Raw genomic sequence first — 13284 nt, 5'->3', positions numbered from 1 at the left:
CTTGCTCTCCCTCGTACTACTTATATTTGTTTATGTTCTTTAACGACTGCATTACCCTTTTGATTAAAACTAGTATGATATTCTACAACACTAATTTCACACCCAGGGCCAATTGTAACGTTGTTTCCTCTCACTACTTCAGCAATCGTATGTTCTAAATAAATATCATCTCCTTCCACAATTGAAGTTTGGAGGTTTCCAACATGACTAATAAAAGGAAGAAATCTCGCTTTTTTACGAATCGTAATGTTTTTACCACCAATTTCTCTTACCTTACTTCCTTCATAACGAAGTGAGATTTGAATATTTTCAGCATTAAGTAATCCATCACTTTCAAGACCACCAGTTAATGATAAATCTTCTACTTCAATATTTCCCCTAACATTTAAAGCACCTTTTACATCGACAAAATCACCTGAAAACTTCCCCGCAATATCTATCATACCTCTAACTTTTGTTTTTTCAATATGTGCATCACCATGAATTTGTGTATTACCGTATACTTTTACATATTCTGCATCTACATTTCCTTGTACTTCACTATCTCCATACACAACATAATTTTTCATTTTCATATTACCCCGTACATCACTCGTGCCGTACGTTTTAAATTCATTACAGCTCATATCATTAGAAATCGTTCCTTCACCGCGAATCTTCACTTTATTATAATCTCCGCCTGCTGAATTGCCGGAACCATTTACTGTGAGACTATGTGGATGTTCCATATTGCTTTCTCCCTCCCATTAAACCTGCTTAATTTCTTTTACATTTGCGCTTTTATCAACAGTTAGAACACCTGTATATTCAATGAGTTCAATCTCACAGTTCGGTCCTACTGTAATATTGTTTCCTCTTACCGTTCTTATGTGAGCATAATCAATATCAATATTGTCACCTTCTAATAGTTCAGCTTCTAATTGCAAGCCAAATACTGTTTTAAATAGCCTACTTAATGTACCTGATCTATGCCTTACTTTAATCGTTTGACCACCAATTTCTTTCGCGCGACATGTACCGTGAATATTAATATTTATTTCATCAGCGCTTAATAATCCGCCAATTGTAAATTGTCCTTCTGAAGAAAAAGTATCCACTTCACAATTACCGTCAATTGTTGCTTGACCATTAACTTTGAATTCTTCACCTGTGACATTCCCGCCTATCGTACCTTTTCCTGCAATTTTCAAACTGTTTGCCTTTACATTTTGCGTAATTGTAGCTTTTCCATCAATTCGCATCGTTTCAGCATGAACTGTGCCATCGACTTTACCAGATCCGCTAATTCGTGCACTGTTACTTTTCAAATCGCCAGTAACTGCTCCGTAACCGTTACATTCAAATTGCTCACATTCGACATTTCCATTCACAGTTCCTTTTCCGTTTAATTGCACTTTATGAAACTCACCGCCATTCGATGAACCGTAACCATTTATAATCAAATTATCTGTACGCATACTTACTCCTCCATTACAACAATTTAGTTTTTAATGCTTCGGTATATTTCATAATCGCTTCGCGTAAAACGATTTTGGTGCCTTTTTCAAAAATTAAGTCGTCCACGTTTGAAACTAATAAACATGTAGAAATCCCTAACTTTCGAATAATGATTAAGTCACACGTTTTATGTTTCATTGCTTCATAATTTTCACGTAAAACTTGCAAGACCATTTTTCCTTCTTCTAAACTAATTTCTCCCGATTGTAGTAATTCTTCTAACATGTACACATAAAGAATATCTACAAATTGAAACTCCGCTGTTTTATTCGTTTGTTCTATGAAAAATTGTAAAACTGGTTCTGATGCAATCCCCTTACGTAAAATGTCTTCCTTCGTTAAAAGAATTTCCCTCACACTCGGCGAAAACATATTTGCTAGTTCATCAAGTGATAGATCCTCTTTCATCGTTTGAATTTTATCAATACGCTCTAATATCTTTTCTTTCGGAAAAAATGTTTCCTGACCCGTGAATGTAGACTTTCGTACAAACCAATCTTCCGGTATTAAATTTTTTCTTTTCCACCTATATAATTGTCCGTATGAAATACCAGTAAGTTCTAATAAATCTTTTTTTGAAATTAAATCTGTACTCAACTGTATAACACTCCTTCCTGATAACAATGTAACATAACACTGTTACGCTGTAAATAGACTTTTATCACAAGTAACGTAACAATGTGTAAAACAACCCTGTTTCACAAAAAAAACAGGGTTCTCACGCATCTTATAAAATGCGTAAAAACCCTTATATATCAACATGTAAACCATATTTCATAAAAATCAATCCACCCTTGTGAATTAATCATTATATTTTGTACTTTTTCATGAGAAGTTACTTGTTGTTTGTTACGGTATAAAGGAATTATATGAATGTGACGTAACAAAGTGTCTTCAATTTCGCGTAACAGTGTAACTCTTTTCTCTACTTGTTCTTGTTTAAAATAAGGGGACAATGATTTATGAAAATCTACGCTGCTTTGCCCATGAATAAAACTGTTTTTTGTAAGAAACATATATAGCAAACTATCTTCTATTCGTTCGCTAATTGTTGCGCTATCATGCATTATATCAGCCTTTTGTATCGTACTTATTTCTAAAAGATCTTCTATTTCAAGAAAATTAGTTTCTACACGAACCTCGTACTTCGCACACTCTTTTTGTATCCATTGTGCATCTTCAACGTGATCTCGTCCTGTAAATGTATAAAGTTGTAGCACTTCATTATGATACGTACTTCTCTTAATTAAACTTTCGATATCTTCCTCAATTTCTACTATGCTTTCATTTGCTAATATTAGTTTCTTTGCCACTTCTCCACGTTCTCCGCCGAGTTCTTGAACGATTTTATCGCCATGAATAATTTTATATAGCGCTTTCCGAAACAGTTCATCTTGCATTGGCCCTTCTTTTACAAGATTACACGTTACATATGTCACGTTCGATTCAAGCCGTGAAAGTTCTTTATTGAGATTTTCTTTATCTTTATACTGCGCCTTTACTAACACGTCATAAGTATTTACATTTTGCTCCACATTCAATAGTTCAATTCGGTCAAGAAAAGGTCTTTCACGATAATATAAATCATGTACTTCTAATGCAAATAAATGTGTATTCTTCTCTCGTAATATAAAAGGACCTGTACCTATGAAGTTTCCTGCTTCATCTTCAATTACGATAGAACACTGTTCTGCGCTTAGCATATGTAAAAACATCCTATTTACCGTATGTAATTGAATTTCAACAACAAATTCATCCACTGCACGGAAACTTTCAACATGTTGTAACATCCATGCGTGTGGGTTGTTTTCAGCTTTCATAAATCGATTCAATGAATGTATAACATGATGTGCAGTGAGTCGTTTTCCATTATGAAGACGAACGCCTTTTCGTAAATAAAAAGTCCATACCTTTTCAGCATCATTATATTCCCATTGAAAAGCAAGCCTTGGTTCTATAGAATTTGTTTCTTCATTTACATATACGAGTGTATCAAAAAGATGTTTAACCATATGACATTCTGAGCGCATCGTAGCGTAAACCGGATCTAAAGCGATGTCCAGGTTCATTTGTACTTGCAAACGAAGTACATCTTTTCTTCCTTCAGATGTCCGTTCTATTTGATGACCAAATATAGAATCTACCCAAACTTCATACTCTTTCTTTATTGATGGAAATTGTGAGCTGTAGCGTTCTACAAATGAGATTCCACTTTTCACATCTCCTTTTTTCGTTAATTCTTTTCCTCTTTCTAAAATTAGTGGAATTGGTTGCTTTTGAAATATTAATTTAGAACGATTCCCTCTCCCGCGACCTGGAAACCAAGTGATCCAATGTAACTCTTCTAATTTTTTTATAATTAATTTACTATTACGCTCTGTACAAAATAATGTTTCTGCTATCATTTGTACGGTTACTTCTAATCGTTCTCCTTCTCGTCTCCCTTTACCGTAGACACACCATAGTTCAATATATTGATCTAAAATAAACATCATACTCCCCCTAAAAGGTGAAAAATAACCCCTTTTATTTCTACCCTTTTTCTCTTTCTCCTTTCATCTTATCATTTCAATATAGAAAGGAGGAATTAATATTGACCAATCTCTTACTACGTTATAACAAACCAATTATTATAAGAATGTGCGGCGAATTATTAACCCGAACAACAGAATCCATGTTAGCTCTCATTATGATTATTTACGTTAATAAGATGCTAAACGGCAATATTATGATGACTATGCTGATTTTCGGACTACAACCGCTTTCGGACATTGTATTTACACTTATCGCTGGAGGAGTTACTGATAAATATGGACGAAAAAAAATTATGTTACTCGGCTTATTACTACAAGGTATTGCAATTGGCAGCTTCGTCTTTGCTCAATCTGTTTTTATATTTGCATTATTATACGTCATAAATGGGGTTGGCCGCTCCTTATATATTCCCGCTCAACGGGCACAAATTGCTGATTTAACAAAACAGGGACAGCAAGCGGAAATTTTTGCCCTCCTGCAAACGATGGGAGCAATTGGTACCATGATTGGTCCTTTAATTGGCGCGATCTTTTATAACACTCATCCTGAATATTTATTTATGATGCAAAGCACTACACTTATGATATATGCAATAGTTGTTTGGACGCAGCTTCCGGAAACTGCACCGGTAATTACAATGCCAAAGCCAAAACTTGAAGTATCATCTCCAAAGCAATTTGTACACAAACATTACGCCGTATTTGGACTAATGATCACTACAATTCCTATTAGCTTTTTTTATGCACAAACTGAAACAAATTATCTTATTTTCGTGAAACATACACTTCCGGATTTCGATCGCATACTCGTTTTTATTACAACATGCAAAGCTCTTATGGAAATCACTCTACAAGTTTTCCTTGTAAAATGGTCTGAACAATTTTCTATGGCGAAAATCATACTTATTGCTTACACCTGCTTTACGATAGCTGCAATTGGCTATGGATTTTCAGCAACAATCTTGTCATTATTTTTCACATTACTCTTTTTAGTCATTGGAGAAAGTGTTGCGTTCAACCATTTGCTTCGATTCGTTTCAGAAATCGCTCCTACAGATAAACGTGGATTGTATTTTTCAATTTACGGGTTACATTGGGATGTATCTCGAACGTGCGGCCCTGTTATCGGTGCGGTTTTATTAAGTAAACTAAACGGCAGTATGCTACTTTATATTTGTGCTTGTTTCTTAACAATTGGAGGCATTATTCAAGTTCTTTTTGTTCAAAATTTAGAGCGTAAGAAAAAAAGAAAAGATATTCAAAAAGATGTTTTAGAGCATCCTCATCATATTTTATAAAAGGAAGTTTCTTATTTACACCAAAAAAAGATGTCACATGGTCATCGATTTCGACTTTTGTGACATCTTTTTTATTATCCTACCCTGCCATTTTATTAATACTATCCTCAGATGAAAATACCGAAATATGATTTACCTTACCAGTCGATTTTGGAATAATGAATTTTAACTCAAACTGATTGTTTACTTTATATACATATATTTTATCTTCACCATTTCCTTTAACTGAAGTTGGTTTTCCTAATGCTTTTTCTATTTCTTGTAATGTAATTGATTTTAGTTCTGCATGATAGGAGCGTACATCAAAAACTTGTGATCCTTTATTAAAACCGAAGGAAACATTTTTATTTGTATAGATAGCGTACATTCCATTTCCTGCTTGTTCCGTTTTATCTGCTTTCCCCCACGCTTTTTCTATTTCTTCAATATCTCCTGTATGCGCTGCAAACGGAACGTTAGGTACTTTTCCTTCTTTCGCTAATTCAAACAATTCTTTAACGTGGTTAATTGATTTTTGATTGATTACTGTATCTTTCGTACTTGGATCTGGCTTTGGTATTGTTGATCCTTCATTATTTGATTTTTCATCAGGCTCTTTCTTTTCTTCAGAAGTATTATTCTGTTCATTTTTACTATTTTCCGTTGTTGGATCTGTTTCCTTTTTTTCGTCCGTTCCTTTACATGCTACTAATGCAAAAATGCATGTAAAAGCGAGAAATAACATACCTATCTTCACATACACTCTCATACATTTCAGCCCCCTATCATAATCTGATTCATTTCGATAACCAATCCATTACAGATCTTTTCAAATTGTGTTTGTTCCAAAAAGTAAATACTTCACTCTCGCCCAATGCTTGTGCAACATATTCTACAAAAGCTGTTCCTAAAAAATAACCGAGTCGGTTGTACCCAAAATATTGTCCGCCAGATAACCGAAACCACTCTTTCTCTTTTTCAAACGTCCATCCTTCTATATAATCTTCCAAAAAACGTTTCTTTATTTGTTCTTCATTTTCTATACAATATTGTAACCAACGTTCACCATCATCGTCATATGAGTAATACACTGATTCATTTAAACCTTTCACAATTTGCTTTGATACATATGTTGCAACACCTTCACGATACAAATTAACTGCCGCATCGGTCCACTCAGCTTTCTCCCAATCCATTCCATTATTTTGTAACATAACATTATGATATATATGCCCTATTTCGTGAGCAACCATAACACGAAGATGATTCAAATCTGGAGATAATTTTTCTACCGCAAAAAATATATCTCCCATGATCTCCCTCTCTACGAATGCATTAGATCCAAAAGCTCCAACAAATATGTGGAATTTCATATTTACATCAAAGCTATATTTATTACGATATTTATTCGTTATCTCTTGAATAATAGTCGGTAATGTTTCTGCAATGATACGAATATCTTCTATTTTTGCGGGATATAGGTTAATGGCATTAGAAAGACGTTCTTTCGTTTTAGGACAATGATACTTAAAGTATTCTTCAAATATCTCTGGATGCGAAGTGAAGTATTGATTGAGGACCGCTAATTCTATGTCGGTGCTTTCCCATAATTTAAAAAAACTTGGAATTGTATTGTTTATCATTTTTCCATCTCCTTATATATCCCTTCTCGCCATTTACACTGCAATCCTTCCTTAAATAGAAAAAAGCTGCCCCAAAAGGACAGCTTTACATATGTATTTTTACACTTCGATTGACTTTCCATCTTCAACAATATGATAAAGTAAGTGAGCTAAATGATGAATTGGACCATACTCTTCCTCTTCTTCATCTGTTTCACCTTGGAATTCAAGATCGTTTAAGTATAATGCTAAAAATTGATAGTATAGTTTTAAATCAAATCCGTAGCACGCAGTTGGTTCTTCATGATCTCCTTCATATTGTAGCATTAAGTATTGATCATTTCCTTCTGCATCTTCTGCGTCAAAGAATACGAAGAATCCAACGTTTGTATCTAAATCAAATAGATGACGAGTACCTTTTTCTGTTGCTTTGTTGAAGTCCTCTTCACTTAATTTATGTACTGTTGTCGCTTTTGCATTATCTTCTTGATGGAAATTTACTGTAAATGTTTTCAATGCTGACACCTCCTGATTGTATAATACTAGCATAACATATAAAAAGGACTGCTTACAAATGTAAACAGTCCTTACATTCATTTTCGCATTGCTCGCAATAAGAAGCTTACGATGAAGATTAAAATAATCGCACCGATTAAAGCTGGAATAATTGCATATCCGCCGATTACTGGGCCGAAACTACCAAGTAATTTCCCACCAATCCAAGAACCAATAATACCAGCAATAATATTACCAATTACACCACCAGGTACATCCCTGCCAGTAATTAAACTAGCTAACCATCCTAATATACCACCAACGATTAAAGACCAAATCATATGATAACCTCCTTTATATTTCACCAATCAAAATATAATTAGAAACAATTGCTTACCATTAGTTATGCTACATTTTTCATAAGTTATTCATACAGCTCAACTATTAGATTATTTCAAAATAATGAACAACTAGTTTTTGGATTAGTGGTGGAAACCCTTCATATTTCTCATATTATGGGCAATCAGGCTTCAATATTGTACGCATAAACTCTTCTTTAAATGCAGGATAGTTAAAACCAACCGCAATTCTTTGTATTGGCCGATCATCAAACCTTGTTGGCTCAGCTATTTTTCTAAAGTCAGCCACACTTTGTCCTCTTGTTACATCATTTGTCGTACTAATCCAAACTGCAGATTTTTTATATTCAAAAATATCATCATTTATAAATGAAATGAACGGAAGTAAATCGTGAATCGGGCTTCCAGCAATACCAGGGTATTCTTTCTTATAAAAATTCTCATAATAAAAATCAATCATTGGTTTAATAAGCTTTGCCTGCCCTGTTCCTTCTTTATTAATAATATCCACCATTTCAGGCGTAATTAGGGCCTGTTGCGTTACATTTAATGGATAAATAGTCGCATTCTTTGCGTACTTCATTACAATATTTGCAGCAATTGGATCTCCATAAAAATTTGCTTCCGATACAGGAGTAACGTTCCCAGGAAATAAAAACGCACCGCCCATAATATAATACGAACATATTTTATCCATTACATTTGGATATAATAAAAATAATGTTGCCAATGTTGTTAATCGTCCTGTCGCTACGATAATAATATCTTCTGGACAAGGCTCAATTAATTTAATTAATTCACAAAAATTTTCCCGTTTACAAATCCTCATTTCAGGTGGAATAATGGGGCCTAGGCCGTGTTCTCCATGAATTTCAGGAAAAAACAAAGGTTCTTCAGCTGTCATCGGTCTTGCTGCACCCTCAATGATCTTTACTTCTGTAGCATAGTATCTTTCTAAAAAATACACATTTTCCGTTACGATTTCTCGCGATACATTTCCATATTCAGCAACAATACCTATAATATCTAATTTACATGTTTTATTTGCATAAATTAACGCCACAGCATCGTCAATACCAAAGTCTCCAAAAAAGATGATTTTCTTATTAACTATCCTCACCCCTCTTCAGCATAATCTACTATTATTATTATGTAAAAAAGACAAGGCTGTGAAACAGTGCAAACTAAAAAAGCCGCCTATTTATTGGCGACTTCGATCTTTTTATAAGATAAATATGCTAATACATTCTTACTTGAATCGTATTTTGGATTATTTCCTTTTCTCGGTTCTCTCATATGTGTTTTTTCAAATCCAGGAATATCTGGCATTTTCTCCATAAATTCAAGCATTTCTTCTTCAGTTCCTTCAATACGTACGCGAATCATTATTACTTTTCCTCAATTCTCATTTTCTCTGTACTAAGTATAACGTACTTTGAAAAGACTGCAAGAAATTTATCTTTTTAATGTCCCGCTTTTTTTACATATAAACAATGCCATTTCAGTATAAAACGATATAATTTTATTATTTTCATATTGAATGTTAAAGAATTCTTGTATTTCAAGTGATGTTTTCATCATACATTCTGTTAACTTCGCTCGTTTTTGCAAAGGTACATCCATCATATCGCACCACCAGTCAAATTCAAATTTCTTGTCAAAAGTAAGACATGACAGCATTTGCAAACTATTTTTTTCTAACAAGGTAATCCATTCTGTTTTTTTCAATGCTCGTTCATGACTCGGATCCCGCTTTTTTTCTATAAAATTATAAAATGTATCGTATTCATTATTTTCCGGTGAAACATTATCTATTAAAATAAACAATCCATTATCTTCTAACGTCCGATTTACTTCATAAACAAACTGAGCTGGATTCGTAAAATGATGTGCTGCAATTCGGCATGTTATCACATCAAAAGAACGGTCAGAAAACGGCAAACTTTCAGCATTTCCAGCGACAAAAGATACATTTTCATGTCCATTACTTATAATAAAGTTTTTCGCATTCTCTAACATTTTTTCTGTTAAATCTAAGGCAACTACTTCTTGAAACAATGGAGCTAATACATTCGCAACATGTCCTCCGCCAGTAGCAATATCAAGAAGACGATTATTATGACGAGACTCAACTTGTTGAACTACATATTGTAAATCCGATCCTTTAGCATGAATTTTACTTTTTACATACTTCTCTGCATTATTACCAAACTGTTGTTTCACAAGCTCTTCTTTACTCATTTTATCATCTTCTTTCTATTGTTATTGACATATAGAATTCATGTAATAATTAAAGTTCTCTTTATGTATTTTCAAATCCTCTTTTCAGCTCACTTCTTATCATACTGTCCTACATCATATCTATTTTCCGTTTCAATATTAAACAAAAAAGGTTACGGAAACTAGTCCCCTAACCTAACTAAATATCAATTACATTTTTACTTTTTCATCTATATAATATAATCCTCATTCAACTTCATAATAATTTCTATTTCGTTATAAGTAGCCTCACGAGCATGTAAACCAAATTGATCCATGCCAATCCATATCCATCCAGGTGTATGATATAGAACATCTATGTTAAAATAATCTAATTTAGCAAGCTCCGATTTAATAAATTTATCTTTATTAGCGATTTGTTTATTTATTAAACCATATTCTTTTCCATTTTCCAATAGCGATATAATCTCCCCTACAATCGGATGTTCACGAACAATAAAGTGATATTCCTTTTCCTCCACATTCGCCACAATCAAACGAGAATCAGATAAATCAGTTCCTAAATTTGACATCTTTATTTATTCACCTCCTTTATGCGTTCCACAAACATAATAACAAATGAATATTCAAATAATATTAATATAATGTAAAAACTAAAAAGGCTGACTTCTCTTTAGAAATCAACCTTTTTAGTTTGACCATCTGTATACTTTTACAAACTATTATAATGTTTCTTTTTCCTCATCATTTCCGGAAACTAAATGCCCAATAGCATCTACTGTTACTTCCACCACAAATTCACAAATACCTGCTACCACTTCTCCAATCACTTCATCCATCTTTTTACCCCCTTATTTTATGTAACTTATTTGTAGTATAGAAAAGATTGGTTATTTTTAACTATCGGAAAACGTGACAACAACATTACAATTTTGTAAGCTTTTTTATTTTGTTTAGCTTCAATCCTTTGAAACTTCAAGTATGATTCACATACTTATAGGTCATCATAATATTAAGTAAATACTAATTTCGCTAGAGGAGGCGTGTAAAATTTACTACGTAAAATTAATCAAAGGTCAATCCTTCTATGCTTTTGATCATCGTTTCTTAATGTCTGAAGAAGAAGAGGTATCCGAGAAAGTTTATAATTACTTACGTCGTAATGAATTTTTCGAAGTACGTAAAGAAGAATATTCGGCCTAAGTACAAAAGCACCAAGAAAACCATCACTGTATTGTGATATTTTCTTGATGCTTTTTTGTGAATTACTCCTTTTCAACAATTAATGTCGACTCTATTAAAATATTCTATTATTTGTCCAAGCTATTTCATTGCTATTTTCATATTTTAGTATAAGAGGAGGTGACGAATATGACTCATATCATTGATTACCAAGCTACTCAACCTATAAGTAAAACGGGTGAAACCACTTTTGCAATTCCAGCTTCTCCAAATAAAGCAATTCTAGCAAATTTGAAAGTAAGAATTTCAAGTAGAGATTCACGTAATAATCGTGTAGAATTAATCGCTACAATTGGTGTAGAAGGTATATCTGGGACTTCACAAGTTTTATTCCGAATTTTCCGTGATAACTTTGAAATTTTTAATGCACAAGCAGGTATTGAATCTACAGATTCTGAGCAATTCTACACTCAAACATTTCAAGCTATAGATCAAAATGTTAGCAGTGGCACACACCAATATTCATTAACTGTCGAAAACCTTACTAGTGGTGCAAGCGCAGAAGTTGTTGGTCCTCTATCTTTTAGCGCTTTAGCTATTGGACAAGAGCGTAAATGCTGCTAAGTGAATCTAATGTTTAATTTTGCAATTGAGAAAAGCGAGACATAGTTATATGTTCTTGCTTTTTATTTTTTTGATAAATCAAAAAGATTGAAATCCGCTGATGAAACACGTAATATAGACTCTGACTCTAAAAAGTTCGTTACTAATAATACATAAAATAAGGAGGTTTTATATACGAGTTTTTCATTTTAAAAGACGGAGAGGTTTTATATTATGTGGCGTAATAAAAATGTTTGGATTGTTTTAATCGGGGAGTTTATTGCTGGTCTAGGGTTATGGCTTGGTATTCTTGGTAACCTTGAGTTTATGCAAAAATATGTCCCTTCTGATTTCATGAAATCAGTTATATTATTTATCGGACTATTAGCTGGTGTTCTAGTTGGTCCTATGGCAGGTCGCATAATTGATCAATATGAAAAGAAAAAAGTTCTTCTTTACGCCGGATTCGGTCGTGTTATAAGTGTTATTTTTATGTTTTTCGCTATCCAATTTGAAAGTATCGCCTTTATGATTGCATTTATGGTTGCTCTTCAAATTTCAGCAGCATTTTATTTCCCTGCATTACAATCTGTAATCCCGCTCATCGTACGTGAGCATGAGTTATTACAAATGAACGGTGTACATATGAATGTAGGTACAATCGCTCGTATTGCAGGTACTTCACTAGGTGGAATTCTTTTAGTTGTAATGAGTTTACAGTATATGTATGCCTTCTCAATGGCAGCGTACGCTTTATTATTCCTCTCAACTTTCTTCCTACAATTCGAAGATAAGAAATCAACAACACCAAGTAAACAAGCGGCAAAAGATAATAGCTTTATGGAAGTATTTCGTATTTTAAAAGGAATTCCGATTGCTTTCACAGCACTTATATTAAGTATTATCCCTCTATTATTTATAGCAGGATTTAATTTAATGGTAATTAATATTAGCGAAATGCAACATGATCCAACGATTAAAGGATTTATATATACAATTGAAGGTATCGCATTTATGTTGGGTGCCTTCGTTATTAAACGTTTATCGGACCATTTCAAACCTGAAAAGTTACTATATTTCTTCGCAGCTTGTACCGCTTTTGCACATCTATCATTGTTCTTTAGCGATATAAAATGGATGTCTCTTACATCATTTGGTTTATTTGGTTTTAGTGTCGGTTGCTTCTTCCCTATTATGTCGACAATTTTCCAAACGAAAGTGGAAAAAAGCTATCACGGCCGTCTATTCTCATTCCGTAATATGTTTGAGAGAGTTATGTTCCAAATTGTCTTACTTGGCACAGGCTTCTTCTTAGATACGATTGGATTGCAATATATGGTTCTAATCTTCGGAGTTATTTCATTATTAATTATTTTCATATCGCTATCTAAACAGAAACAGTATGAAAAACAACCTTCGCAATCTGCGAATTTATAACATAAACAAAAAGCATGGATTTATTAGTATTAGATTAATTCATGCTTTTTGTTATATA

General features: G+C 33.3%; 15 protein-coding genes and 1 pseudogene. 4 read left to right on the top strand and 12 right to left on the bottom strand.

Annotated features, from left to right (window positions below):
* Positions 1 to 20 precede the first annotated feature (20 nt).
* The 4 genes from PDQ68_RS08880 to PDQ68_RS08865 all read right to left on the bottom strand — a co-directional run bounded on the left by PDQ68_RS08880 (position 21) and on the right by PDQ68_RS08865 (position 3989).
* Positions 21 to 728: a cytoplasmic protein gene (locus PDQ68_RS08880; RefSeq protein WP_061182649.1), complete on the bottom strand. Its 708-nt coding sequence runs from the start codon at positions 726 to 728 to the stop codon at positions 21 to 23.
* Positions 729 to 746: 18 nt separating this feature from the next.
* Complete coding sequence (locus PDQ68_RS08875; protein WP_001258377.1) at positions 747 to 1457, bottom strand: bactofilin family protein; 711 nt, start codon at positions 1455 to 1457, stop codon at positions 747 to 749.
* 13 nt (positions 1458 to 1470) lie between these two features.
* Positions 1471 to 2094 (bottom strand): YhbD family protein, encoded by a 624-nt coding sequence (locus PDQ68_RS08870; RefSeq protein ID WP_000102249.1) that lies wholly within the window; start codon positions 2092 to 2094, stop codon positions 1471 to 1473.
* A gap of 158 nt (positions 2095 to 2252) precedes the next feature.
* Positions 2253 to 3989 carry an ABC transporter substrate-binding protein gene (locus tag PDQ68_RS08865; protein WP_061182650.1) on the bottom strand — a complete coding sequence of 579 codons (1737 nt, stop codon included), beginning with the start codon at positions 3987 to 3989 and terminating at the stop codon, positions 2253 to 2255.
* Positions 3990 to 4090: 101 nt separating this feature from the next.
* Here PDQ68_RS08865 and PDQ68_RS08860 point away from each other — a divergent pair, with 101 nt between their 5' ends.
* On the top strand, positions 4091 to 5329 hold the full coding sequence (locus PDQ68_RS08860; RefSeq protein WP_270786659.1) for an MDR family MFS transporter: 1239 nt from the start codon (positions 4091 to 4093) through the stop codon (positions 5327 to 5329).
* 79 nt (positions 5330 to 5408) lie between these two features.
* Here PDQ68_RS08860 and PDQ68_RS08855 read toward each other — a convergent pair whose 3' ends face one another.
* The 8 genes and pseudogenes from PDQ68_RS08855 to PDQ68_RS08820 form a co-directional block, all read right to left on the bottom strand.
* On the bottom strand, positions 5409 to 6077 hold the full coding sequence (locus PDQ68_RS08855; RefSeq protein WP_061182652.1) for a YjgB family protein: 669 nt from the start codon (positions 6075 to 6077) through the stop codon (positions 5409 to 5411).
* Between the two features lie 28 nt (positions 6078 to 6105).
* Positions 6106 to 6951, bottom strand: a complete 846-nt coding sequence (locus PDQ68_RS08850; RefSeq protein WP_061182653.1) for a DUF5700 domain-containing putative Zn-dependent protease — start codon at positions 6949 to 6951, stop codon at positions 6106 to 6108.
* Positions 6952 to 7050: 99 nt separating this feature from the next.
* Positions 7051 to 7446 (bottom strand): hypothetical protein, encoded by a 396-nt coding sequence (locus PDQ68_RS08845; RefSeq protein ID WP_000847587.1) that lies wholly within the window; start codon positions 7444 to 7446, stop codon positions 7051 to 7053.
* 77 nt (positions 7447 to 7523) lie between these two features.
* Positions 7524 to 7766: a GlsB/YeaQ/YmgE family stress response membrane protein gene (locus PDQ68_RS08840; protein WP_000638307.1), complete on the bottom strand. Its 243-nt coding sequence runs from the start codon at positions 7764 to 7766 to the stop codon at positions 7524 to 7526.
* Between the two features lie 172 nt (positions 7767 to 7938).
* Complete coding sequence (locus PDQ68_RS08835) at positions 7939 to 8904, bottom strand: nucleoside hydrolase (RefSeq protein WP_001223676.1); 966 nt, start codon at positions 8902 to 8904, stop codon at positions 7939 to 7941.
* A 77-nt stretch (positions 8905 to 8981) separates the two neighbouring features.
* Entirely contained in the window at positions 8982 to 9170 is a 189-nt protein-coding gene (locus tag PDQ68_RS08830) for a DUF3970 family protein (RefSeq protein WP_000621879.1), read from the bottom strand.
* 69 nt (positions 9171 to 9239) lie between these two features.
* Positions 9240 to 10025 (bottom strand): class I SAM-dependent methyltransferase, encoded by a 786-nt coding sequence (locus tag PDQ68_RS08825; protein ID WP_229135149.1) that lies wholly within the window; start codon positions 10023 to 10025, stop codon positions 9240 to 9242.
* 189 nt (positions 10026 to 10214) lie between these two features.
* Positions 10215 to 10576 (bottom strand): annotated as a pseudogene (locus tag PDQ68_RS08820) (hypothetical protein).
* A 478-nt stretch (positions 10577 to 11054) separates the two neighbouring features.
* Here PDQ68_RS08820 and PDQ68_RS08815 point away from each other — a divergent pair.
* From PDQ68_RS08815 to PDQ68_RS08805, 3 genes are all read left to right on the top strand, one after another.
* Entirely contained in the window at positions 11055 to 11207 is a 153-nt protein-coding gene (locus PDQ68_RS08815; RefSeq protein WP_071680000.1) for a YqbF domain-containing protein, read from the top strand.
* 168 nt (positions 11208 to 11375) lie between these two features.
* The gene (gene exsC / locus PDQ68_RS08810; RefSeq protein WP_061182655.1) at positions 11376 to 11810 is read left to right on the top strand and encodes an exosporium protein ExsC; all 435 of its coding nucleotides are present in this window, start codon (positions 11376 to 11378) and stop codon (positions 11808 to 11810) included.
* 213 nt (positions 11811 to 12023) lie between these two features.
* Positions 12024 to 13226 carry an MFS transporter gene (locus PDQ68_RS08805; RefSeq protein WP_000269241.1) on the top strand — a complete coding sequence of 401 codons (1203 nt, stop codon included), beginning with the start codon at positions 12024 to 12026 and terminating at the stop codon, positions 13224 to 13226.
* Positions 13227 to 13284: the final 58 nt, after the last annotated feature.

Source organism: Bacillus cereus group sp. Bc010, from assembly GCF_027716745.1.
In the GTDB taxonomy this organism is placed as follows: domain Bacteria; phylum Bacillota; class Bacilli; order Bacillales; family Bacillaceae_G; genus Bacillus_A; species Bacillus_A pacificus.
Note: the sequence above shows the minus strand (reverse complement) of the source record. Positions and strands in the feature narration are given on the sequence as shown.